The sequence below is a fragment of the Sporocytophaga myxococcoides DSM 11118 genome (assembly GCF_000426725.1).
Classification (GTDB): domain Bacteria; phylum Bacteroidota; class Bacteroidia; order Cytophagales; family Cytophagaceae; genus Sporocytophaga; species Sporocytophaga myxococcoides.
On the sequence record NZ_AUFX01000003.1, the window covers coordinates 255,573 to 281,387 of the forward strand.

A 25,815-nucleotide genomic window follows, 5' to 3' on the forward strand; every position below is an offset into this window, starting at 1 on the left:
ACTTTAGTAAACAATGGTAATATACCCTTGTCTTATTTCTCCTTTATCTAACTCTACAATATAATAATAAGTACCCATTTCTAAAACTTCTCCTGTAAGGGATTTTCCATCCCATTCTTCCTGAGCACCATAATTGATTTTTTTCTTATATATTATTCTTCCTGCCTGGTCAGTAATGCTAATTGAACCACTTTCCTCTGACGAAAGAGGAATCTTCCATGTGTCCTGATTTAAGTTTAAAGTATAATCCTTGTATTGAATGCATCTTTTTTCTGAAACCTCCGTCAGCTTTTCTCCCACACAACCCCGATTATCTATAACCAGGACTGAGTAATTTCCTTTCGCAAGATGATTAGAGTAGGATTGTGAATGAAGTTCATTTCCACCAATTGAATAACTATAAGGTTTTTCTCCTCCTTTAATTCCGGAAACAATGATCTGTATGCTTCCATTATCATCATTCATGCATGCAGGCTCTGTTCTGACATTAAAAGTAATTTCAGGACAGGTTTTATTCGGAATTACATGAGGATCTGAATCCAATAGCGGCTTGGTTTCCTGAAATTTGTCCTTATCACTTACTGCTGGTATTTTTATTTCTGAACTTGAATCTGTTTTAAAAATCACCTGATCTTTTTTTAAAGCAGGATCATCAATATTGTTTCGTTTTATTGCATGATCTGCTATTAAATTATTTTCTTTTACTTTATTATCTTTTACTTCTGTATCATTGGTCTTACTTTCAGATTCCAAATCAAATATATCTTCTTTTCTCGACGAGAGTGTTTCTGAAGATAAGCTAACTTGTTTTTCTTTCTTTGCAGTAAAAGTAAAATAAACTATCGGTGTGGCCAATATAAATGCTGCAATGACAATTATGATTGTTTTTTTATAAGGAAAAGAAGGAGGCTTTTGAGATAAGTCTTGACCTACTTTCTCCCAAATTTCAACTAATCCTTTTTCAAAGGAATATTCATTTACAAGCTGATGTAACTGCACCTCTTCAGCTAGTTCAGCATCTGTCTCCAGTTGTTGCTCAAAAGCAATTTTTTCCTCAAGAGAAAGTTTTTCCTCAAGGTACTTTTGGATCAGATCATATTTTTCTTCTGATATATTCAATGTCTGAGGTAGTTTACTAATTGATGATTTTCTTTTAACAACTTTATCAATCGTTGTCTGCACTTGTAGCTCTTGGTCTTGGCAACCCCTTCATTGCTGAATCCCATTTTTTCAGCGATCTCTTTTAAATTAAAATTGTTAAACACTACCAATTTAAGGAGTTCAGCGCAGGTACCACCTAATTCAGCAAACAGGTTATTAATAATCACTCTCTTTTCTTCTCCTATAATTTGTTGCAACAGATCTTCAGAAGATGCATCTTCAATCACAAGTTCAGTATCAGAATTACGGACATTTTTATTTGAATATCTTGTAACATGTTTGATATAAAGATTCCTTGCAACTGTATATAGAAATCCGTCGATTTCAAATTCTTCATTGAATTTGCCTGATTTTACCTGTCTGTAGAAAGTAACCATTGTATCCTGAAATATATCTCTTACATCATCTTCCGTTCCGTTGTTATTAAGAATGTATTTTCTAATTTTGGGCAATGAATATTTATATATTAATGATAAGGCCTGGTTATCATTTCCCTGAGCAATAAATTCAAGTATTTCCTTATCCTTTTTAGCCATATTTAAGCTTCTATCCGTATCTGTTGTATATTGTGACCCTTTATTAAAACATAAAATTTTATAAAATATTAAGTGCTCATTTTAAAATAATTATAAATTAATCGTGTGGGTTGTCAGTCCATTTAAGAAATACTCCATTACAATTCTGGTACTCATATTATCAGTTGATTTAAATGCTCAGAATAATTTCCTTTACCCCATTCCATTCTCTCAATATTTTAACTATCAATCTTTTATAAATCCTGCCGCCACAGCCCTGGATAACAAAGCTGCTTTAAGGCTAGGAGAAAGGTTAAATGCAGCTCCCTTCAATAGAATACGTACATTTTTTGCAATAGGTGAATTTTCCTTAAAAAATGATGCGGGGGCAGGTCACGGTATAGGTTTAAGCATTATGAGTCATAAAGAAGGACCTCTTTTTTCTATAAACAGAGTGTATGCTCAGTATGCTTATCATCTTAATATTTCTGAAGAATGGAAATTTTCAAGTGGTGCTTCTTTTGGTTACCTAAATTTCTCAGTAGACCCTTCTCCTACATCTGCAGGTGTTTCTTCTTACTCGCCGGACGGAAGTATAGGCCTTTTGCTTTACAGAGATATCGAAAGGATTGGAATTTCCTCTTCTCAAATCTTTAATAATTCTATTGAAGTTATTTCAAAGCCAATACCGGTAAAAAGATACTATAACTTTTTTTATTTAAGAGAGATAATAGTCTCTCCTGGTTCTACGTTTATTCCTTCTGTTTTATATACATTAAAAAACGAGAGGTCGGAGCTGGATGTTAGTGGATCTTTTTTGATGAACAATATATTATTTGCAGGACTCAGTTATCAGTTGAACAAAGGAACAGCTTATTTTTTGGGCATTAAAGATTTTAATTTTTTAAGCGGATATACTGATTTAACGTTTTCCTATAATTCACCATGGCCTTCTAAAAATTTAAGAAATATTCATTCTTTTGAAATAATGCTGGCATATAAACTAGATAAGAATAGATAAGTCTAGAGTTTATTTAATAAAATCATTCTGATTTTTTGCACCTCCAAGTCATCGTTAAATAACTACAATAAGACTTAATTTTATACCTCTTAAACCCACTTGAACTTAAGGTTTAAAGTTTATTATAACCGTATCTGAATATATTGCAAATACCTCCAAGGCTGTGGATCTCTTGGAGGTATTTGCTGATTGGAAATCAGGGAGACTAAAGATACCTGGGGACCTGATAAAGTTTCTTTGCGATTCAAATGTTTGTTTAAAAACAGGAACCGCATTTCAGCTAAATTATTCTTTTATAAATTTGTGAGTGCTAACCTTGTCTGCAGTAATTATCCTTATGATGTATTGTCCTTTGTCTAAATTCGAAATGTCAACTTCATTATTATCTAAAAGTATTTCTTCCTTGCTGATCCTTCCTGTTACATCACTAATAATAACTTTTACATTACCTGATAATGCACCTTCAATAGCTAGCTTGTTTTTGGCTGGGTTTGGATATAGGCTGATTCCCTGACCTGCATGGTTCTTGTGATAATCTTCAATGCTTGTTACAGGACTGAAAGCAGGTATCTGAATCATTGTCACCGAAAGTTGGGGAATTGTAATGGAGAGTTGGTTTCCGCTAACGGCATAGGACTTTTTCTTTAAGGCGTTATTGGTTTTTGAAACAAATGTTTCTGTTCCAGGCAAACCAGCTAATTGATACCCATTAACCACACTAGTCGAAGTGATGAAATTTTTCAGATTTATAGTCACATCTCTTGAGCCATTCTGATCTCTGTTAACTAAAGCTATCATAAGTGAATCCCCTTTGGCTGACAAGGCTGAGTAACCGGATACCAGAGAGTCCAGGCTGGAAGTTGTCTTTACAGCTCTAGTCCCAAAGTAATTGCTAAACAAATGAAGTACTTCCCACTGACCAGTATACCAATCCCAAGGTGTGTAAATCTCCACTCCTCTTTCAGCAAACACACCTAAAGTGGAAGCGTACCAGCATGTGACCACATTAGGGTTTCCGTGGTGAACAGATCCATTCTCTGTTAGACTAAGTTTGACATTATGGTTACTCCCCATATATTTATTGAGCCATTGGTTGGACCTCTCAAAAATATACTCCTTGTTAAGACTTTCATCCCAACCTCCATTAAGCGTTTTAGTTCCATTGGCATATGGAAAGTGATAAGTTGTATCGTAATATACTCTATGCACCTGTAAAGTATTTGTAATATCATTATCTGAACCAGCATAAAAGTGAAAGTCCAATACATCTAAAAGTCTTATACCTGTAGCTTTTTGTTCCTCAGCAATCCGTTTGATAAAGTATTCCATATATGGATACGATTTTGTATTGTCCTTTGGATCCACAACCTTTTTATTGTCCCACAAATACCAGAACCATTCATTGGCAACAACAGGCCCTAATAATTTAACATTAGGGAATTTTTTCCTTGCTGCTTTTGCCACAGCAAAATACTTTTGTATAAATTCTTCTGCGGTCAATCCCCCCGTAATTACATCATTGTGAGTATATGACCAAATATCAGGCTCATTATCCATATTCCAGTATTGGAGTCTTGAAGCATCCAGATTTAAATTGTTAAACCAATGATCAAAGATTCCTACAGTGGAATCTGCCGGCCAGTCTTTCAGATATAAGTCAGGATTTCCCTCTTTTAAAGCAGGTTTGCTGCCATCAGGGTTAACAATACCTCCTCCTGCAAGATTTTGACCAACTCCCCCCCACCATCTTGATTGATTGTACGCATAATCATCAAAATTATAGCTTTTTGTTGCCGCAACTTTTCCGAGTATCTGAAGGCCATAAAGTCCTTGAGTATTTGATGTCTTGTCCAATAATGTAGCAGCAGAAAAGTCCCAATCGTGAGAGTACACATTATTGTACCAGTCAGGGTGACTGCTTAGTTTGAGCTTCCAATTATACTTTGTTGAATTATTACCACCATTTTCGCGGTACATTCTTAACCCGGCATCTCTGTACATACTCCATGCAGCCTCCGTTGTAGGGTAGAAAGGATCATCAGAAATACTATTGTTCTTTCCGTAAATCCATGGGGATATTTCACCCAGAGTTTGGTGGGCATCCACTGTCAGTTGCACCTGCTGTGCAGAAGCCATTAAACTTGTTAATAAAGCAAATATCAGTAATGATTTTTTCATATATTAATTTTTATAAGACGATCCATTAATTAGCAGATGTATGCACAAGGTTTCTTCTGATATTTTTAATTGCAAATTTTTGATTTATTATTTACAGAGGTTATAAGGAAAACCTTTCAACTATCACTTTATAATCTCCAGTTTTAATGTTTCAGATCCAAAATCAGAATAACAGTTTATAAAATATACTCCTGCACTCAAACTGGTAATGTCTAATATCACTGGTTTTAAGACTTGTTCTTGAGTAACTTTTGTATATAAAATTTTTTTCCCCGTAACGTCCCAAATTGATATATAAGCACCTAAGCTCTCTTTCGTAATCAGCAAATTCAATTCATTCCTGGCTGGATTTGGAAATATACTGAACAACTGATCAGACATGCCTTTTAAATAAATAATTTTAGAATAACTTTCGTATTGATCCTGTTCAATGATCTTTAATCTATAGTAATACCCTTCTGATAAAATATTTGGATCAGGAAATTGATAATGACTGGAACCTGTTGCAGCTACTATTCCTATATCCTTAAATACAAGCCCATCCTGCGAGCGCTGAACAATATAATTCTTTATATCCATTTCACTTGCTGTATTCCATATTAAATAATTTATGCTATTAACTTGCTGACCATAAAACTTAGTTATTGTAACAGGTAATGGGCAGTCCTGCCTGGCCCATACTGGAACTCTGGAACAAGGTGAACCATACTCAATCTCCCAGTTGAAAAAAACACCTGACTTACTGTAGTTGGATATGATATTCATTATATCAGGGATCGAATATGTAATATGTTGATCATTCATCATCAAATCTCCTTTGGAAATTCCATCCACTCGCAATTCATAATTATTTCCCGGGGGTATAGTAAAGTTTATATCTACTTTTGACTTAACTCCACACTGAATAATACCTGTCGCAGTCTGTAATGTTGGAGCATTATTCTGATAAAGAGTTATAGTAATGCTTCGCGTAAACGTAGAATTATGACCACACCCTCCTGAATTGAGTGCTGGCCAAACCTCCAGAGATTTTAATAACATCTCATTCTGGACATTGAATTTCCTTTGATGTTCCTGTAATGTGATATCTGTTCCACTACTATTGCCGACATAATAAACCTGAGCACTACTTGATCCGTCAGGTCCAATCACTGTCGTTATCTTGTTGCTATCCATTACATACAATGTAGTATCCTTGTCTAATGATGGAAAGGTGAAGGTTGTACCAGCACCAATTACATTCCCTCCAATGGGCGAATCATACCATTCATAGTTCCCTGCAGGATCAGTATTTCCAATTTGTAAACTCACAGAAACAGGCCCGGAAGATGCACAGAATACTTGATTGATCGGAATCTCAGATCCTTTTTTAAAAATAACAATTGTGTCTGTAGAGGAGCAATAAGGAGTAGTTACCTTTACAGCATACTTACCGGGAAGGTTGGTGATATATACTGGATCCTTCGCGCCTGAAATCAGTAAGCCATTGAAATACCAGGAAAAGGTATATAAACTTTTATCTAATTTCGTGTCCAGGATTACGACCGGTGTAGAGCAAAGGACTTGATCTGTTCCTAGTGTAAATGGAATCTGAGAGGGAGGAACAGATGAAATTGAACTACAAGAGTAAGCTGTAATTCCGTTCCCTCCGTTTAATGCCCCACTTGTCGTTAACAAATCATTAACGGTCCCTGCATTTCCACCAGTTGAAACTACAGTTACCAGTGGATTACTCATCGAAGAAGCACTGAAGCAAATTAAACCGCCTCCTCCACCTCCTCCTGGGCCATGTGCATTTTCAGGAGTTACGGTCAGACTCCCTCCATCTCCGCCTCTGGCTTGTAACACAAGAGCTGTTGAACCAAAATCATTGCAATCTATTTTTATAGAACCTCCTGCTCCACCGCCTCCACCTCCATCATTTTCTCCAAGCCCACCGTTTACGCCTGCATAATTGAATCCTATAAAGCCGTCTGAAATTATTTTATGCCCATTCCCTTCTATCTGAGTTGCTTTAATAATGATAATCCCACCTCCATTCCCTCCTGAATTACCTCTGTTATTATTTTCGTGACCAGCTCCACCACCGCCTCCTAAATACATTCTAAGACCTCCCATTCGATCAAGGACTTTACCACCCATTCCATTGGCGACAACTCCACAATTTGAATTAGATAATCCTACATAAGGATTGCCACCCAAACCACCATATCCCATATTTGCACCTCCTCCGCCGCCACTGTTATGGTTCAGCCCTCCGCCGCCGCCATTTGCGAGAGGACCTCTTCCTAATTCATATGCAGGGTTTCTAAACTCTGCAATACCTTCACCTTTTCTGCCTGCCCACTGCCTATGAGAATAATCCAAAAAGTAAATGCCATTCGCAAAGACGTTACCAATCGGTCCTCCTGTTCCGCATACTGCTGTATCTATATTACTATTAGGATTTTCAGCTCCGCGAAATCCCTTTCCTGTTACATCTATATCACCATCTAACGTTATCTTTCCATTAACTTCCATAAAAAGCACCCCTCCCTTGTCTCCATCCCATGCAGCGCAAGTAATTCCGGAACTTGTGACTGTGTAATCAGTAAGACTTTGAAATTGCTTCACTAGCTGCACCTTGCCAGCAACATCGTAATTCCCTGCCATTGGGGTAGTAAATGAAATTATGTTCAGGCTTAGATTCACAGAAGATATCTTCAATACCTCATGTAAACCGGCACTTCCATAAGTTAATATGGTGCCAAAACTAGAGTCCTGTGCCCAGCTTATATCCACACCTTTCATCTGGATCAATAGTACATTATCACCGACGTTAAAGTTTGAAATGTTGTCAACCTGTACCTGATTACAAGGCGTGAAACATGGAGTACATCCAGGAAACGCAGTAACTTTAGCATAACTATTCAATATAAGAGGAGATTGAGCCTTGGTATATGTATAAGAAAATAAAGTCAATAAAATTGAACTCCATAACATACCTTTGATAATCTTATTCATAATTGTATTGAATTCAGGAAATAACAGATTCACGACAAATCGTCAATCTTACTTAAATTCAATGCTACTATCCTATAAGAAAATTAAAGGTGACCCCTCAAAAAAATAATTAATAAAAAATATATAAGCCTAACAATTTAGGGATTTAACAGATAATTAATTTTGAATGTGAGAAAATCAAAGCATGCTACTTATAAAGTTGAGTATCGCTTTATAAAGCGAAAATTATTGTCAATACCTATGATAGAATGTTTGCTGCTAATCCTCCTGTTATTTAAAAATAAATATATACCTTATTATATGATATTGTAAATACAATAAACCCTTTAAACAAATGAACTACTATTATCTAAATGAATTTCTAGAAGAATTATTCTTTATTAAGAACATCCGGCACTATCGAAAAATCTAAGCATTTTTTTTATCATCTCATCAATCTCCTTCAACTTATAGGGTTCAGAAAAGAAGGCCTTAATAACTCCCTCATCTTTTGCTTTTTCAAGCAAAGATGAATCTCTGTGATTCGAAATAAGGAACTTCAACGGCATTTTTACCGATGAAGGCAACTCATCTAAAAACTCAATTCCCATTCTTGAGGGAGATGGTTGATCCACTATAATCACATCAATTTTAAAATGAATTAAAACCTGCACTGCTTCGCTAGGCCTAGTGCACAAGTGGATCTTATATTCCTTTATGGCTCTGAAATAGGTATTAAACAGTAATTGGTTTTTATCATATTTATAGATGTAAAGTATTTCTATTTTCTTCATTCCCTAAAATTTCATTAAAAACTCATTTGCCTTCATACTCTAAATTAACTTACCTTTATCAAGGTCATTTTTTACTTTTATTCTTCTTTCAGTTTTAATACAACCCGATAATTATAAAGCTGGAATTTTCTCCAGAGTCCTTCACCCAACTCGTATCCGCACTTAGCTATTCAAAATAAGAGGAGATTAAGTCTTGGTATAATTGGTAAAAAATAAAGTCAATAAAATGGAAATCCTTTATACTATACATTTGATAATCTTATTCATAATTCATTCAGGAAATAAAAGATCAATAGCTAATCATCAATCTTATAAATTCAATACTACTATCCAAATAGAAAATAAAAGGTGACCCTTCATGCCTAAAAAAATTATAGGATTAGTTATTTATTTCCCGTATCAAAGCCAGTAAACCTCATCCCTAACTCTTCTCCTGAAGGACATGACCGTCAACATAAAGAATCTTTACTTTATCATGTTGAACTTGTAAGGCATCTGAGCTTTCCAAAAGAATTAAACTTGAGGTATCTAGCAGAATGCTAGTTTAAATAACAATTTATTTTGTGATTATCAGATCCTTCGCAGGGCTCAGGATGACAAAGGAGCTGATTGAGCTTTACTAAATAATATTAAGTTGACGGCTATGTCCTTCAGGAGAAGGATTTAGGGTGGGGTACTTTATGCTTTTACTTAATGTGTCCATTATCGTCAAAGGGACCTAAATAGCTAATCCAAAAAAATAATAATTGGTTTTCAGAGAACAGCGATTGCATCGGAACTTCTCTTTCCGGTGAAGTTATTGAAAACCTTATCAACTATTTGGGTATGGAAAAATAAAAATCACTACCCTTTCCTAACCTGCTTTCCACCCATACACTTCCACCGTTTGCCTCAACAAGCTGCTTTACTATTGAAAGTCCCAGGCCATGGCTTTCTATGTTCTCTTTACTATGAGCTATTTCAAACCTCTCGAATATTCTGGATAACTTTTCCTCAGGAATTCCAGAACCATTATCACTGACACTTATCTGATAGTATTTATCCTTTTCAATCGATTCGATTTTGATATTCGGATTCTCTTTGTCCATATATTTGATAGCATTTCCTATAAGGTTTTGGAGAATCTGCTTAAGAGAGGTCCTGTTATAATTCACTATGGGCAAAGAATCTGGAATTTGAATTTGAAAATGAGAAGGAGGATTTAATGTAGTGAGAACATCTTGACAAAGATGCAAAAGATTGATAGGCTCTTTGATTTGCTTTTGCATTTTTGCTGTCCTCAAAACATTTTCAATAATGTTTTTCATATCCTCAACCTTAGCAGCAACCATATCCAGCATTTTCATTCCTTCTTCATCATATGGTATGGCCTGACAATCTTCTTTAATAAAAGGCACCAGTCCTTCAATTACTGTAAGCGGAGCTTTAAGGTCATGAGATATGATATACGCATAGTTATCCAGTGAGTCATTCAACATTTTCAAATTATCAATGATAATTGATAATTCTTTCGTTCTCTCATTCACACGACTTTCAAGTTCAGCATTAAGACTTCTTAATTGCTCCACCAGCATTACCCTTTCTGTGATGTCCTGAATAAAGCCTGTGACCTTAGTTACCTGGTTATTTTCATTTTTAAATACCCTGGCTTTTCCATAACTGACTCCTACCGAAGAATCTTTCCTGACAAAGGTAAACTGATAATCAAAGGCATCCTCCAGAAAAATCCTTTGATCAAATATTCTTTTAAAATATTCTTTATCATTAGGGTGGACAACCTTTAAAAGATTTTCCTCAGTAAGTTCGAACTCATTGGGGGCGTAACCATACATTTTGTATAATTGATCCGACCAGGTAGTTTTTCCATTCTCAATATCAAATTCGTAGCTACCAAGGTTTGCCATTTCTTCAGCAAAGGTTAAAAGAAGCTCTCTTTTTTGAATTTCATGCTTGCTTCTTTTCCATTCGGAAATATCGAGGACAGTGCCTATCATTTTAATTGGCTTATCCTGGTTATCATAAAACACCTTTCCCCTTGACCAAACATACTTTATAATATTGCCTGGACACAAAATGGTATACTCTACATTGTAAAGATTGTGGTCATAAATTGCATTCCTGATAGCCTGGTTAGCTTTTTCCTTATCATCAGGATGAATAACCTCAACAAAGGGATGTTTTTCCATTGACACATCAGCTACATCTTTAATAGCATAACATAGTATATCAGACATAGCCGGAGTTAATGTCAGTTTCTTATCCAGAAAATTCCATTCGTAGCTGCCTATTTTACCCAGAGACTGAGATTCAAGGAATATTGACTGAAGATCTTCAATTTGTAGGTTAGCCTCTTTTTGTTGAGTGATATCATCAAAAGTAGCAAGTACTTCATCCTCGCTTATCTTTATAATTCTGTTCTTAAACCATTTATTAATGCCTTGAAACCCATAAAAATAATCTGTGTTAATAGTCTCCCCTGTTTCCATGACTTTTACTTGCAAATCAAATACCCCTAATTCTTTCACATGAGGATATTCTTCTAACCATCTTTTTCCTATAAGATCCCCCTTAGCTCGGTCAAGTAATTTTTCAGACCAGCGGTTTACAAGGACAAATTCAAAATCATTAATCTGATCAGAAGAATCTCTTATTACTTTTAATAATATAATTCCTTGCTCCACCGAATCGAATACTGTAGAAAACATCGTATCTGATTTCACAATCTTCTTTTGCAGCCTTTTAGCCATCACATTGAAGGAATGTGCTAATACCCCAATCTCATTCTTCGATTTAATACCGGATAGTTGAGAAAAATCTCCTTCCGAAAACTTATTTGCGTTAGTGGTTAGTTCTTCAATAGGTTTCACGAATGCACTTCCAAGAAGGTAAGCAAAGATTGCGGCAACAAGGATAACTATTCCATTAAATATGAGTAATCGATTTCTCAATAATATAATCGGAACCATTGCTTCCTTATAATCAAACTCCGTTACCATTCCCCAACCTGTTTCCGGAAAGTAGTTTAATGCGGCAAGTACTTCATTTCCCTGATAATCTTTACTTCGTAGCACTGTATCCCTTTTTGCATTTATAACTTTCCCCATGGAAGTGGAATAATCCTTAGCAGGGAAAGATCTTTTTAGCGCAGCATTTTTATCAAAGCGCAATGGATTGAGAAACACAATCGAATCTCCAAATTGTTTTCCTAAGTAGGTTTCTCCTGTATTCCCTAAGCCTGTATAATCATTGCTTAAAGAAAGAATGCCCTCAGCAGTCCGAGACATTATAATCACTCCAATGATACTATCCTCAGAGTATATGGGAGAAGATAAATAGGCATTCAGTTGTTTCTCCTTGTTATAGTGTAAGTCATCGAAAAATTTTCTTCCCGATAAAGCTACTCTGAAAGTTTCATCAGAAGCCCATTTCTTCCCTATTGCTGTCGAATCTGTTGAAGCAATAATTTGTCCGTCTTTGGACAAAACATATCCCTCTTTAAAACTTTCAATGGACTGTTTATAATGATTTAATATTTGAACAATTTCTGACCGATGTTCTTTGTTTGGGTCAATAAGGTAATTAGTCAAACCAACTACTATAAGTGGATTGCTTGCAGAAAGACCTATGAGCTCTTTACGGGATTTAATAATGGATTCAATCCTAAGCTCTTTTGTTTTGGATATTGACCTTAAATGATTTTCAATATAGGAACGTAAGACAAGTTGCTGGCTTTTATAGAAAAGAATGCTGATTGTAGAAGTAATCAGTATGATTATTAATAAAAATAACAGAATTAACTGATACTTTAACTTCATACATTTATTTCATCTTGAACCTCATTTTATTTTCACAAGAGCTGTAGATGATAAAATTAAGGTTTAATTCTCCTTTGATTCATTTATCTATTTCCCATTCTTACTTATTTAAGATAACACATAAAAAGTTATAGTTGTTTTATAAGTGATTCCCTGTTCCGATTTGTTTTATCATTTCTTAGAGTTCTGGTGTTGGGATAGCATGGCTCATTAATATAGATTCCGTCAGGATGAGGAGCCGAAGAATCTTAAACTTTAAAATTGGTAAGTAAAGTCAGTTTTAATTTATAAAAAAAAGGCCTGTCATAAGACAGGCCCTGGATAGTCAGATTTAAATACCTGATCCTATAAAATCAATATTTAATCAACCTTTCAAAGGTCTCCGTTTTGTCTTTATAAGTGATCCGGATTATGTAAATTCCTTTTTCAATACTGGATATATCTATAACATCGCTGGCATCAAAAGAATTAATGAGTTTGCCAGATAAGTCATATAAGCCTGTTTGTTCAACACCTGATGAGTTTTTTAAATGAATATAGTTGACAGCAGGATTAGGGTAAAAGTCAGAAGCCTTTTCATAGCCAGGCTGATCAATACTTGTGGGTTCTTCAAAGTCGGAAAGAGATCTTCTATATAAACCTTGAAATTGAACGACAGTATAAAGATCATTATTAAGAATCATCAATTCTCTGATATCTTCAAAAGGTAAACCCTGGTTAAATGTAGTCCATTGATCGTTATTATGTCGAAGGACATAAATAACATTCTCAATACTTGTAACAGCATATTCCTTGCTGACTGTTAACTCATAAATATTTGCATTACTTATGTTTAAACCTTTAAAGATTTTTTCCCAGGTGGAACCTCCGTCAAAAGATCGGTAAAGATAGTCCCCTACTGTTCCCAAATACATGGTATCTCCCGCTTGCTCAAGCCTTGTAAGGTTCTTACTGAAAGTAACAGTATCCCAATTTGTATATGGATATGGTGCTTTTAATAAATTCTGTCCGCTGGCAAACAGAATATCTCCTTTTGAATTTTTGACTAAGCCACTTGAAGCTGCAGGTAAAAACTGAGACCAGTTATCACCTTGGTCCAGAGAAAGGTATAAACCAACGCTACTATAGGCCCATATAGAATCATTAAAAGATTTAAAATATGAAAACGTACCGGACGCCAAACCTTGTTGCGCTAATGCCCAGGTTTTGGCGGAGTCTTGAGAACGGAATGTATTCATATAATTACCCGCAAACCAACCCTTATTATTTATATGCAGATTGTTAATAGTAGCACTTGGATCTACAGGAGGGCTTTTCTGCTCCCAGGAATTACCAAAATCCTTGCTCAGATAAACCCCACCGACTACTGTTCCTGCAATTAAATGCTTTCCATCCGAGGCTAATGCTGAAAGTTCTCTTTTGTCTCCCCCATTATCAAGTTTTGCAGTCATCCACTCCCCTCCGTCTTTTTTAGAAACAATACCTAATACTGAACTCAGAAAAATGGTATTTCCGGCACGAACCATAGAAATTACTTCTCCCGGAAGCCCGGTATATTGTTCCTGCCAATCTCCATTTACTTTCTTAAAAGTATGATAACCAGAAGTAAGCCAAAGATCAGACTGATCTACAAAAATTTTATTGACTTCTTTATTTTCAAAGGACAGGACAGGAGTCCAGCTTTTACCTTCATCTGTAGAAAAGATTAAGCCCGCTTTTGCACCCACATAAATGGTGTCATTAGCAAACTCCACACTGTTGACTTTTTTCCTCGGAAAAGCAAGAAGTTTCCAATTATCTCCGGAGTTTTCTGAAACATAAAGCCCTGAATCAGAAGCTGCATATATTTTGTCATTGATGATTTTGACTTGTCCGACTTTAACCTTTGGAATACCTGCCGTTGTTCTTTGAACAGTATTCAATACATCATCCGAAATAAAGATACCCGTTTGTGTTGCAAATAATACTCTCCCGCCTGTGATTTCAATATTGTAAATTTCACCACTGCTAATTGACTTTGTAAAAAGACGTTCGGCAATTGAAATATCTCCATATAAAGCAACAAATCCGTTTGAACTCCCGGTTACCACATGCTTATTCCATTTAGTTGCGCATGTGAATCTATAATTTGCCAACTCCAGTTTATAAAACCTATAATGGCCTTGTTCTTCATCTCCAACAGTAATTCCCCCTCCGATACTTGCATATACCTTGTCCTCGTGGTTGAGTAAAAAACTTGCCTGATAAGTAGTTGGATTCGTAAGCTTAACCCATTGACCTGAAACAGATAATGATAAAAACGACGTTAAAATAGTTAATAGTAATACCCTCATAAAATTTTAGATAGCAGTTAAAAAAAAACAATAATCGGACAAAGATAAAAAATAAGTGTTTCAGGTTTCAAGCTTGTTTTTAAAAAAGTATATAAAGTCAAATATCATCTATCTGCGATTCGCCCTGTCCCCCGCCAGGCCTCATTCTAATTAAATCCGATAAAGGATTATAAATCTTAGTTCCTAAACTTGCTTTTTTAATGCCTATAAAACCTAGAATGCAATCGCATATTTCTTTCGATACTCCATCTTGATGGTTTGGCCGGTATTGATTGTATAAAGTCCACTAGAAAGTTTTGTATTCTTTACAAGCCCAACTATTTCAATGTTATAGAAAGGTTCCTTTCCCTGGTAGTTCATAAAATCATTTACACGACTAAACAGTTGACGACTACTGTCAATACTTGTCAAAGTCGCATCATACAGTGGCAAGATAGATACGTGTTTCATTATGGTATATATTGATCTACAAATATAAAAAGATCAAGTGTCGTAAACGACAGGTAAGTTTGACGTTTTTACCTGATGCTAAGGCCAAGTTGTTGCATTAATTTTAAAGTACAATTAAAATGATATAGAGATGAAATCAGTTGAAATTATTATGGTTCCTGTAAAAGACAGGCAAAAAGCTAAAGAGTTTTATCTGAAACTTGGATTTCAGGTAATTGTAGAAGCACCTGGAGCACACGGTGATACGTGGATACAAATGGGTATTCCCGGTAGTGACACTACGATTTCTCTTGCAGGCTTTCAGGGAATTATCTTCGAAACAGATAATATAGAAAAGGAAATCAAAGAATTAAACGGAAAGGGAATTGAAGTTGGTAAAATAGATAATACACCCTGGGGGCGTTTTGCATGGTTGAAAGATCTGGACGGCAATAGTCTATGTCTTCACGAAAGATAAATGGGATGCTCAAATAAAGCTTTTCTATATAAATATTTAAACATATTTATTTTTAATATATATAGCAATTCAAGGTTAGAAAACTCGCCCAATAAAAAGAAACGCTTGCCCATTGTGAGCAAGCGTTTCTTTTTATTGGGGATAGGCTAATGTAGAACGGTTACTTCACCAATACTTTATTAACTACCCGTTTATTATTATTGATCATTGTTACAATGTACACACCTGCCTGAGCAACTTCAATCTGTCTGGAATTGCCCGTATAAATAGATCTACCGGTTAAGTCTGTCACATTAATAAGGTCAGCTTCGCCTTCTATCACAATAGTAGAATTTCCATTGTCATAGGCCTTATACAATTCAATAGCACTGGCATTGTCCATACCAGCAACCAAATGGACTGTAAGTTTAAAAGACTTGAATGCAGAACTATATTCTTCATTTCCAGCCTGAGTAACATTAATAGTTGTGGTTCCCGGGCCTACGATTGTTACCTTGTTTCCTATAACTGTGGCTACTGATGGGTTTGATGAATTATAGTATAAAGGCAAACCAGAACTGGCAGTTCCGTTTAATGTAAATGGGGCATCGCTGACAAGTTTATCCATGTCCGACAATCCAGTTATTGTTTGATTTAATAGGATTACATCTAGCCAAAACGTTATAGATTTTGCATCGTACTTTGCATCCCCCACTTGTGTTGCTGTAATTTGAGTACTTCCATAGTCAACAATCGTTACTTTGTTTCCGGAAATGGTAGCAACCATTGGATTTGAAGAGGTATAAGTGACAGGCAAACCTGAACTAGCTACCCCACTCAAGGTAAAGGGACTGTCATTTTTATACTTAATTATATTAGACAATCCTGATATGCTTTGACTGGTTTTGTAAACATACAATTTAACAGCAACCGGATCAGCCGGGTAGTAAAATGCATTACCTGCCTGTGTAGCTGTAATAGTAGTGGTACCAGCGCCAACTATCGTAACCTTATTGCCAGAAACAGTTGCTACCGACAGGTCAGAGGATGTATAACTTACAACTAAGCCTGAAGTGGAAGCTCCACTTAAGTTAAAGGGAGCGTCCGCTCCATACTTAATGATAGAAGTTAATCCGTATATAGTTTGACTGGATTTTTCACTACTACTTACTGATAACATAACTGTGACAGGTGTTGCAGCATTGTAACTGGCATTACCGGTTTGTGATGCAGTAATTGTAGTAGTTCCTTCACCTACAAGAGTAACTTTATTTCCGGAAATAGTTGCTACCTCCGGATTGGACGAAGTATAGCTTACCGTTAATCCTGAGGTTGCAGTAGCGTTTAGGTCAAAGGCGGGATCAGTGGTAGTTTTTACTATCAGGTTCTCCATTCCAGTGATTATTTGTGCCATTTTGCTAATACTTGATCCAGTCACCGTCAGAGTAACCGAAACAGGCGTTGCCTCTGAATATTGGTCATTTCCGGGTTGTGAAGCAGTAATTATAGTGCTACCAGCACCTGCAATTGTGACTATATTCCCAGAAACCTTTGCTACCGAAGGATTTGACGAGGTATAGGTTAAAGTTAATCCCGATGTGGCAAACTTGTTTAAGTAGAAGGGCTGGTCAGTTGTAAGCTTTGCCATGTTTGACAAACCAAATATAAATTGACTGGTTTTAATGACTGCGTTCACAGTTAATGAAACCGAAACGGGCGTTGCAGCATTATACTTTCCATTCCCTGCTTGTGTTGCTGTAATGGTCGTAACACCAGAACCAACGAACGTAACTTTATTTCCAGAAATGGTAGCAACCTTCGGGTCTGACGAAGTATAACTTATCGCTAGTCCTGAGCTAGCAGTTGCAGTTAAAGTCAATGATCCATCTGATAACACTGATTCCATCTCCGACAAGTTATTGATGGTCTGGTCGGCTTTGATTACAGTTAAAGTAGCCTTAACAGGCGTTGCAGCATTGTAACTTGCATTACCCGCTTGTGAAGCTGTAATGGTAGTAGTTCCTCCACCAACAAGAGTTACCTTGTTTCCGGAAACGGTAGCCACTGCCGCATTTGAGGAAGTAAAACTTAGCGGAAGCCCTGATGTGGCATATGCGTCGTTTATAAAAAAAATCACATCACTTACGGAACTTTGCATGTCTGTCAGCCCTAATATCTCTTGGTTTCCTTTGCTTACAGTTAATATAGAGGTAACAGGCGTTGCAGCCTCATAATTTGCATTCCCAGCCTGAGAAGCTGTTATTGTGGTAGTTCCTGCACCTACAATCGTAACAGTAGTTCCTGAAATAGTAGCTACTGACAAATTTGAGGAGGTATAAGTCAAAGGTAACTCAGAGGTCGCTCTCGCACTATTTAAATAAATGTAACCCTGACTTGCAACCGCAGTCATGTCTGTTAAATAAATAATACTTTGGCTTTTTTTGCCAACTGTCAATGTAGTCGTAATATTCGTCGCTGCTTCATATTGTGCATCACCTGCCTGTGAGCCTGTAATTACTGTAGTTCCAATACCCACAATTGTAACCTTATTTCCGGAAATAGTTGCTACAGATGGATTTGAGGATGTATAACTTACTTTTAAAGAGGCGCTTGAATACTCAGTTAAAGTAAAAACAGGATCTGATGGAGCTTTATTTATATTTTCAATAGTATACAGGAATTGTCTTGCCTTAACAACTTTCAATATGGCAGTAGCAGATGCTGCTGCATATTTTTCGTTCCCGGACTGAGTAGCTGTAATGGTAGTTTCTCCCGCTCCGATATAGGTTACTTTGTTTCCGGAAATTGTTGCCACCCCCAGATTGGATGAACTAAGAGTTACCGGCAAACCTGAACTGGCACTTGCATATATATAATAGGTTGGCGAATTTGCTTCTCTGATGGCATCTCCCAGGCCGGTAATCGTTTGAGAGCCTTTGGTTACGGTTAAAGTGACAGATTGGGTTACAGGGGCATAAACGTTGGTGCCTGCCTGGGAAGCAGTGATAGTCGTTGTTCCTTCCCCTGTTAATTTGACAGTATTGCCAGAAATGGATGCTACCGCAGGATTTGATAAACTATAGGTTAAACTGTATCCTTTATTTGTACTTGCAGGTAATGTAAAATTACTCTCGGTTGCCACCTTGTTCATATTAGTCAAACCCGGAATAGTTTGTGGAGCTTTGGCTACCATTATAGTTGCCGTATAAGTTTGACCCGATGCAAATAAAGAAGCGGTAATTGTAGCAGTACCTGGTCCGAAAATATGTAATGCATCACTTGAGGGAACAGCAACCGAAGTATTGGATGATGAATATGTAATGGTTTCGCCTGAGGAAGATTTTGTGCTCAGAGGTACAGCAGGATCGCCGAAAACTCTATACATATCGTTAAAGCCTGGTATCATCTGATTGGCCGTTGCCTGGGTTACAGTCAATGTCACCGAAACGGGCGTTGCTGCATCGTACATTTTATTTCCGTACTGATTTGCCGTAATTGTAGTAGTACCCACGCCGGTAATCGTTACAGTATTTCCAGAAACCATGGCTACCGCCACGTTAGATGAACTGTAGGTGACCCCGAGGCCAGAACTTGCTGTAGGCGGCAAGTTAAAAGGCGCCTCTGCTGAGTTTTTCCAGATGTCTGTCAATCCGGTAATGCTTTGACCAGTTTTGAGTACAGTTAATGTAACTATGCTTTTTGCAGGTGAATAAGTAGCATTACCTGCCTGCAATGCAGAAATAGAAGCAGTACCAGGTCCGACAATTGTAACTGTATTACCAGTCACAATTGCTACCGATGTGTTTGAGGAACTATAGTAAACTGGTAATCCGGAACTGGCAGTTGCACTTAAAGTAAAAACATCGTCAGTTGTTTTTTTGATCATGTCGCTCAATCCGGAGATAGTCTGATTAGTCGTCATGGCAATTTTCCGGATTTTAAAATTACCGAAATCTGATATATAGAGATTTCCGGAAGCATCCAGGGCTAAAAAATGAATGCGGTCAAAGTTTGCATAGGAAGCATTGCCATCAACATTGCCAGCAGATCCATTTCCTGCAAAAGTGCTTACTGTTCCTTCGGCGGATATTTTTCTGATTAAATTCTGAGTATGGTCAGCTACATAAATATTGCCGGCAGCATCTGCAGCCACATCGGAAGGATAAGAGAATGATGCATTTAATCTCGAGCCATCAGTATTTCCTGGAACTCCGGAGCCTGCATAGGTAGTAACAACACCAGCGGGGGTAATCTTTCTTATTTTATTATAAAATGTTTCTGTTACATAGAGATTACCAGAAGCATCTATAGTGATTCCTTCAATATCATGAAATGCAGCATTTGTTCCTGTACCATCAGTCAAAGCCAATGCACCACTGCCGGCCAGGGTACTTACCACACCTGCCGGGGTTATTTTTCTGATTTTACGATTGCCGCTGTCAACTACATATAAATTACCGGCAGCATCTATGGCTATGTCCGAGGGGGAAGAAAATGTGGCAACATTTCCCGGGCCATCTTTACCTAAGTTACCATAGCCCTCCCATTCTCCTGTTCCTGCAAAGGTACTTACAACACCTGAAGGCGTAATTTTTCTGATTTTATCATTATTGGCATCGGCTACATATACATTTCCTGCTGCATCAACCGCTAATCCCCAGGGAGCATTAAATGAGGCTGAGGCGCCGGGTCCATCCGTACTGCCTTTTGTTCCATTACCGGCCAATGTGCTTACAACACCCGCTGAAGTAATTTTTCTGATTTTATAAGATTGTGCATCTGCAACGTACATGTTTCCTGCAGCATCTATTGCTATACCCTGGGGGCTATGAAATGTAGCTGTTGAAACCGGGCCATCTGCAGTTCCTTGTACACCGGTGCCGGCATATGTACTGATTGTCTGAGCATATAAACGATTGAAACCTACCAGGAAAAGGAATAAAAAGAGAAATTTTTTCATGCTATTTTATAAATTCTAAATATCAATTTATTCAAAAGCAATCAAATAATATCATATTTTTTTACAAACGGCAGTTCTGGCTTTACGAACGTTAAACTATATTTACTCAAATGCATTTGAGGGTAAAATCTTATAGTTTCAAACTGGATGCACTGCCTTCAGAAGTCTCACCGGACAAAATCATTGGAAATGTATAAATTTTAACTACCTGAATTACACCCATCTTTCAAGCTGGTATCCTCCATATCACTTGCAGGGTTTCAGGGAATTATCTGCGAAACAGATAACATAGAAAAGAAATCAAAAAAATTAAACGAAAAGGGAATTGAAGTTGGTAAAATAGATAATACACCCTGGGAACGTTTTGCATGGCTAAAAGATTTGGACGGAACAGTCTATGTCTTCATGAAAGATAAGCTGATTACTCAATTCAGGATTGTTGGTTGGCAATACTTAGCCTCGGGAGACAAACCAGCAGAGAATGTAATGATAGGTTAAAAATTTTAAGACAATGGCTGATCCTTGGTGTTTAATTAATATTTTTGTCTATAACTTAATAATTGATGAAAAAAAATCTACTCCTCATTTTACTTCTGACAGGCTTCCTGATCGAACTATCTGCTCAGAACAATTACAAGTATGTTTCTGATCTGAATGGATTCACCCAATACGAGAGTTCAGAGGGCCATTTCCATAGCCCTGCCGGCATTACTACAGATAATGAAGGCAATGTCTGGGTAGTAGACCGCAAAAACAATCGTGTACAGGAATTCAGTAATACAGGAGAATTTATCAAACAACTGGGTAGCAAGTATGGCGGAAGCGGAGATGCAAACGGAGAATTTGATGATCCTGTCAATATTTCTGCAGATAAAGATGGTAATATTTATGTAATTGAAATTGGCAACAGCAGAATTCAAAAGTTCAGCAATGACGGAAAGTTTATAACAAAGTGGGGAAACCCTACAGACTTATATGATCCGAGTGGTATAACTGTAGACGAATCCGGAAATGTATATGTTGCAGACACAGAGCATCACCGCGTCATTAAATACAACAGCAATGGTACAATAATCACTCAATGGGGAACATTTGGATCTGGCGAAGGAAATATGATTTCTCCCAGCGGACTGCATGCAGACAATGCGGGCAATATTTATGTAACGGATCTTTTCAGCAACAATGTTCAGAAATTCAGCACAACCGGTACTTTCCTGGCGCGCTGGGGTATTTATGGTACAGATAATGGAAAATTTAAAGACCCTACCGGAGTGACTACAGATGCAGAAGGAAAGGTGTATGTTACAGACAATGGAAACAACAGAATACAGGTCTTCAGCAATACCGGAACATATCTGAGCCAGTTTGCCGGACCGGGTAATGAAGACGGACAGGTATCTGCACCTTTTGATATCACAACGGATGCCAGTGGTAATTTTTATGTAACAGATGGCGGAAACAACCGTGTACAAAAATTCAGCTCAAATGGTGCGTATGCAAGTCAATGGGGCAGCTTTGGCAGTGGTTTTGACGGACCGTCAGTGGCAATAGATGCTTCAGGAAATATTTATGTAGCAGACAATGGGAATGATAGGATACTGAAATTCAACAGCACCGGTGAATTCATCCTTCAGTGGGGCAGTTATGGCTATGGAGACGGACAGTTTAACGGTCCGTACGATATAGCAATCGATGAATCAGGAAATGTTTATGTTACTGATGTCAATAACAACCGTGTACAAAAATTTAGCAATGAGGGTACATTTATTAAAAAATGGGGCAGCAGCGGAACTGGCAATGGTCAGTTTACATTTCCAAGCGGCATAGCTACAGATGGCAGTGGAAATGTATATGTGCTGGACGACAACGACCGTGTGCAGAAATTCAACAGCGAGGGGGAATACATTACACAATGGGGAAGCAACGGAGGCGGAGACGGACAATTTTACAGACCTGGCAGTATTAGCGTCGATCCTTCCGGAAATATATATGTAGCTGATACCTGGAACAATCGTATTCAGAAATTCAGCAGTGAAGGTAATTACCTTTTACAATGGGGAGGCGTAGGATCTGGTGAGGGCAAATTCAGAAGTCCATATGGTATAGAAGCTGATTCAAAAGGCAACATCTATGTAATGGACAGCAATAACAACAGGGTTCAGAAATTTGATGGCAATGGTACATTTATCACTCAATGGAGCGGAGATTTCAGATATGGAACCTCAATTTCTGTAAATGAATCCGGCAGAGTATATGTGGCAGATATGGAAAGGGTTCAGATTTATGCCCCTTCTGCGGTTGATGCTATTGACAATACCACTGAGAATAGCATCAGAGTTTATCCGAGTATCACTTCAGATGAAACAGTGCTTGAGGTAAGAGAGATGGCTATCTCCGAGGGAACAATCAGCATTACCAATATACAAGGAACGGAAGTGAATACTATGAAGTACAATGGCGAACAGAGGTTGCAAATCAATGTATCTCCCCTGCCGGCCGGTCTTTATATAATAAGAATACACACTGAAAAAGGTGATCACATTACTAAGCTTATAAAGCAATAATTTCTATACAGTGGCCTGTTGGGAGACAGGCCACATTTTTCCTTCCGCTAAATAAACTTTCAAATAATGATTAAATATTCCCAATTGACGACCATTTAATTTCTTCCATTGTCTCGTTGATATGCTCCATCTCAAAAAATCATAGAATTATATATCCTGCCCTATTCACATTAAATAAGACTTAAATAGTTTTCCTTGATAAAATTTTGGACATCAGCAGGCAAATCAGAAAACACATATCCATGTTGGCCTCGCTCTTCCTTCGTAGGTTGTTTATCTTTTATCTGAGCGCCGCTTCCCTGATAAAAATAGTGCATTCTGCTTGTTGTTTGCCATGTAACATGGCTTGTTCCATATTTTAAATTCAGATGGTAACTTTCTCCTTTGAAAGACCATGTTTTATAACTTCCCTCACCTTTGATGGAATCCAACGCTTCTCTCGTATCATTATCCTTCTTCTGTTGCTGAGCTTTCTTTGCCCTGTATAGACCTAATTGTTCCTTCTCATCATCAGACAATTTCAAACTTTCCAATTGTTCATCCGACATTTCCCACATACCTTCCAAATCATCATCATCCAACACAAATTGAGTTACTGGTTGATCCTGTAATTTTCCCTGAACAACAGTCTCTGGCTGATCATTAGTAAACTGGAAAGCCTTATTTCCCATCTCATCTGCCTCCTTCTCCAACATAGTATCATCATTCACATTCACCTTACCTTTCATTTGCTTGGTTGCATTCACTCTTCCTTGCTTTTGCTGCACTACATGCCAGGCTTCATGTGGAAGATGCTTTTCCTGTCCGGGTCCTATATGAATGTCTGCTCCTTGTGCATAAGCATGAGCATTGAGTTGGGCAGGCTTATCTGATTGGTAGTGTACCTTCACATCATCCAATGACAAACCTGAAAGGTTTTCCACTCCTGATTTTAAATCATCAGGTAAACCGGTGTTATTTTCCTTTTTCTGAATGGGCTGTTGATGTCTTCCAGAATAATCATCAGCCAATGACTGCAACTGAACTGCTTGTTTCGCCTGAGGGCTATTGCTAGCAATTTCCTGAAAAGCTCTCAACTGTATTGCTTGTGAACTATTATTAGCCATCTTTTGCAGTTTTCGTTGAGCAACAGCCTCGGATCGATTGTCTGGCAATTGAAAAGATTCTCCAACAGTATGCATCTTAGAAGCCGCATTCACAGCCGATCGGCTCTTACTTTCCTGACTTTTATCTGTGTGACTTTTCATCGTTTTCTATTTCAGATTTTGGATTATTGCTTAGACATTTATATATGCCATAACATATATTCTCTTTGAACACTAATCTAACAAATTTTAAATTCTACTAAAAGTATTCGTTAACGTAAGAATAAGCAGTATTACACCGTGAACTGTCGTTAAAATCCATGGTGTAGGAACTAGTTTAATAACTTTATTGCTTATTCTCTTTTTTGAGTTAATAACTCATGTGATCCCTCGCAACTATGTATTTTTACTTTGAAATTTTACAACCGTGAGATGCATCGTTAAGCTGGTTTTCTATTGCTTGTCCATCTATTAATGCCCAATGCTCAATGATTTTTCCCTCTTTAATTTTAAAGAATCTGTAACCGATTGTGAATAGATTCATTCCTGTTGGTTCGATGTTCCTCCAGGTCCCGATATGTTTCAACTTCATCTTTATTTTTACAATGCTTTTATCACCTTCTGTTACCTGATCTTCAATAATACTGGTATGTTCAAATGAAACACCCGTGTTGATAATCCATTTTTTCGTTCCTTCTTTATCAGGAGAAAGCAAGGGCGGTAAAGAATAATCTTTGAAGTCATTGTGTAAAAAATTGTCTAATTGATCAAATGCTCTATTGTTCCAAATTTGGTCAATAAAGTCTTGTACTAAAATTGAATTTTCCATTTGCAAATTATTTTGTTCTTATTGCAAAGGTGGAAATTGTACTTAATACAGACCTGTGTCAAAAATCACAAAATTCATTTTATTGCACGAAACCTGCTTAAGGTTTCTCTGCTGATTCCTAAATAGGATGCTGTTTGAGTTAAGGAAACCCTTTTTAAAAAGTCTGGCTGTTTAGATATTAAATAATCAAATCTTTCCTTAGGAGTTAATATTTTAAAACTATTAGTATGCTCTTCCTGTTTGGCCATAATCATTTCTAACACCTTTCTTCCAAAAGTTTCAATTTGGTGAGATTTGCTATATGCTTCTAATAGCTTTGTTTTGTCAAGCTGTATCACTTTAGTTTTCTCACAAGCTTTTATAGTGTACTCAGATTTTGAAGATGTAGTCAGGCTTTTGATGTTAGTAGCAAAATCATTCTCAAAATAAAAAGCTGTATTGATTTCTTTTCCATCCAAATTATAACACGATTTACAAAGTCCTGAACTGATAAAATAAATTGAATTGCAGATTTGTCCTTCCTTTAATAACAATTCATTTTTCTGAAATTCAATTTCTGTAAGGCAGTTGGATAATGCCATCCAACTTTGTTCTGAAAAGTCGGTTATTGTAGCGATATATTTTTTTAGAATATCCATTTTAGCGGGGACCTAAATTCGTAACCAGCGCATTATATGTGCAATATGCCTTTT

At 37.0% G+C, this 25,815-nt stretch carries 15 protein-coding genes; 3 read left to right on the forward strand and 12 right to left on the reverse strand.

The annotated features are described in order from the left end of the window. Positions 1 to 3: 3 nt before the first annotated feature. Positions 4 to 1,182 carry a T9SS type B sorting domain-containing protein gene (locus K350_RS0100865; protein WP_162144107.1) on the reverse strand — a complete coding sequence of 393 codons (1,179 nt, stop codon included), beginning with the start codon at positions 1,180 to 1,182 and terminating at the stop codon, positions 4 to 6. Next, entirely contained in the window at positions 1,116 to 1,697 is a 582-nt protein-coding gene (locus K350_RS0100870; protein WP_028978306.1) for an RNA polymerase sigma factor, read from the reverse strand. Before K350_RS0100870 ends, K350_RS0100865 begins: the two co-directional genes overlap by 67 nt. 103 nt (positions 1,698 to 1,800) lie before the next feature. Between K350_RS0100870 and K350_RS0100875 the strand changes: the two genes are divergently transcribed. Then, the gene (locus K350_RS0100875; RefSeq protein WP_028978307.1) at positions 1,801 to 2,697 is read left to right on the forward strand and encodes a PorP/SprF family type IX secretion system membrane protein; all 897 of its coding nucleotides are present in this window, start codon (positions 1,801 to 1,803) and stop codon (positions 2,695 to 2,697) included. Positions 2,698 to 2,982: 285 nt separating this feature from the next. Here K350_RS0100875 and K350_RS0100880 read toward each other — a convergent pair whose 3' ends face one another. From K350_RS0100880 to K350_RS0100905, 6 genes are all read right to left on the reverse strand, one after another. Next, positions 2,983 to 4,875 carry a glycoside hydrolase family 44 protein gene (locus tag K350_RS0100880; RefSeq protein ID WP_028978308.1) on the reverse strand — a complete coding sequence of 631 codons (1,893 nt, stop codon included), beginning with the start codon at positions 4,873 to 4,875 and terminating at the stop codon, positions 2,983 to 2,985. Between the two features lie 123 nt (positions 4,876 to 4,998). Further along, entirely contained in the window at positions 4,999 to 7,878 is a 2,880-nt protein-coding gene (locus K350_RS32965) for an Ig-like domain-containing protein (protein WP_156026805.1), read from the reverse strand. A gap of 380 nt (positions 7,879 to 8,258) precedes the next feature. After that, entirely contained in the window at positions 8,259 to 8,651 is a 393-nt protein-coding gene (locus K350_RS0100890) for a response regulator (RefSeq protein ID WP_028978310.1), read from the reverse strand. An 815-nt stretch (positions 8,652 to 9,466) separates the two neighbouring features. Further along, a complete protein-coding gene (locus tag K350_RS0100895; protein WP_028978311.1) occupies positions 9,467 to 12,466 on the reverse strand; it encodes a PAS domain-containing protein in 3,000 nt (999 codons plus the stop codon). A 353-nt stretch (positions 12,467 to 12,819) separates the two neighbouring features. After that, positions 12,820 to 14,799 carry a T9SS type A sorting domain-containing protein gene (locus K350_RS0100900; protein WP_028978312.1) on the reverse strand — a complete coding sequence of 660 codons (1,980 nt, stop codon included), beginning with the start codon at positions 14,797 to 14,799 and terminating at the stop codon, positions 12,820 to 12,822. A gap of 213 nt (positions 14,800 to 15,012) precedes the next feature. Then, entirely contained in the window at positions 15,013 to 15,249 is a 237-nt protein-coding gene (locus tag K350_RS0100905; RefSeq protein ID WP_028978313.1) for a hypothetical protein, read from the reverse strand. Positions 15,250 to 15,379: 130 nt separating this feature from the next. Between K350_RS0100905 and K350_RS0100910 the strand changes: the two genes are divergently transcribed. Further along, positions 15,380 to 15,706 (forward strand): VOC family protein, encoded by a 327-nt coding sequence (locus tag K350_RS0100910; RefSeq protein WP_028978314.1) that lies wholly within the window; start codon positions 15,380 to 15,382, stop codon positions 15,704 to 15,706. A 160-nt stretch (positions 15,707 to 15,866) separates the two neighbouring features. Here K350_RS0100910 and K350_RS30615 read toward each other — a convergent pair whose 3' ends face one another. Next, positions 15,867 to 20,645, reverse strand: coding sequence for an NHL repeat-containing protein (locus K350_RS30615; RefSeq protein WP_051312739.1), 4,779 nt, complete (start codon positions 20,643 to 20,645; stop codon positions 15,867 to 15,869). Between the two features lie 563 nt (positions 20,646 to 21,208). Here K350_RS30615 and K350_RS0100920 point away from each other — a divergent pair. After that, on the forward strand, positions 21,209 to 23,209 hold the full coding sequence (locus tag K350_RS0100920; protein ID WP_028978315.1) for a 6-bladed beta-propeller: 2,001 nt from the start codon (positions 21,209 to 21,211) through the stop codon (positions 23,207 to 23,209). 170 nt (positions 23,210 to 23,379) lie between these two features. Here the strand turns inward: K350_RS0100920 and K350_RS31780 are convergent, their stop codons facing one another. The 3 genes from K350_RS31780 to K350_RS0100935 all read right to left on the reverse strand — a co-directional run bounded on the left by K350_RS31780 (position 23,380) and on the right by K350_RS0100935 (position 25,761). Then, positions 23,380 to 24,456 (reverse strand): eCIS core domain-containing protein, encoded by a 1,077-nt coding sequence (locus K350_RS31780; protein ID WP_211236697.1) that lies wholly within the window; start codon positions 24,454 to 24,456, stop codon positions 23,380 to 23,382. Between the two features lie 244 nt (positions 24,457 to 24,700). Next, positions 24,701 to 25,123, reverse strand: a complete 423-nt coding sequence (locus K350_RS0100930; protein WP_037573519.1) for an ester cyclase — start codon at positions 25,121 to 25,123, stop codon at positions 24,701 to 24,703. A 74-nt stretch (positions 25,124 to 25,197) separates the two neighbouring features. After that, positions 25,198 to 25,761, reverse strand: a complete 564-nt coding sequence (locus tag K350_RS0100935; protein ID WP_028978317.1) for a Crp/Fnr family transcriptional regulator — start codon at positions 25,759 to 25,761, stop codon at positions 25,198 to 25,200. Positions 25,762 to 25,815: the final 54 nt, after the last annotated feature.

Excerpts from the sequence above, each read along its gene's own strand:
- K350_RS0100870 (WP_028978306.1), bottom strand. The coding sequence starts at position 1,697 with ATGGCTAAAAAGGATAAGGAAATACTTGAATTTATTGCTCAGGGAAAT.
- K350_RS0100880 (WP_028978308.1), bottom strand. The coding sequence starts at position 4,875 with ATGAAAAAATCATTACTGATATTTGCTTTATTAACAAGTTTAATGGCT.
- K350_RS32965 (WP_156026805.1), bottom strand. The coding sequence starts at position 7,878 with ATGAATAAGATTATCAAAGGTATGTTATGGAGTTCAATTTTATTGACT.
- K350_RS0100890 (WP_028978310.1), bottom strand. The coding sequence starts at position 8,651 with ATGAAGAAAATAGAAATACTTTACATCTATAAATATGATAAAAACCAA.
- K350_RS0100895 (WP_028978311.1), bottom strand. The coding sequence starts at position 12,466 with ATGAAGTTAAAGTATCAGTTAATTCTGTTATTTTTATTAATAATCATA.
- K350_RS0100900 (WP_028978312.1), bottom strand. The coding sequence starts at position 14,799 with ATGAGGGTATTACTATTAACTATTTTAACGTCGTTTTTATCATTATCT.
- K350_RS0100905 (WP_028978313.1), bottom strand. The coding sequence starts at position 15,249 with ATGAAACACGTATCTATCTTGCCACTGTATGATGCGACTTTGACAAGT.
- K350_RS0100910 (WP_028978314.1), top strand. The coding sequence starts at position 15,380 with ATGAAATCAGTTGAAATTATTATGGTTCCTGTAAAAGACAGGCAAAAA.
- K350_RS30615 (WP_051312739.1), bottom strand. The coding sequence starts at position 20,645 with ATGAAAAAATTTCTCTTTTTATTCCTTTTCCTGGTAGGTTTCAATCGT.
- K350_RS0100920 (WP_028978315.1), top strand. The coding sequence starts at position 21,209 with ATGAAAAAAAATCTACTCCTCATTTTACTTCTGACAGGCTTCCTGATC.
- K350_RS31780 (WP_211236697.1), bottom strand. The coding sequence starts at position 24,456 with ATGAAAAGTCACACAGATAAAAGTCAGGAAAGTAAGAGCCGATCGGCT.
- K350_RS0100930 (WP_037573519.1), bottom strand. The coding sequence starts at position 25,123 with ATGGAAAATTCAATTTTAGTACAAGACTTTATTGACCAAATTTGGAAC.
- K350_RS0100935 (WP_028978317.1), bottom strand. The coding sequence starts at position 25,761 with ATGGATATTCTAAAAAAATATATCGCTACAATAACCGACTTTTCAGAA.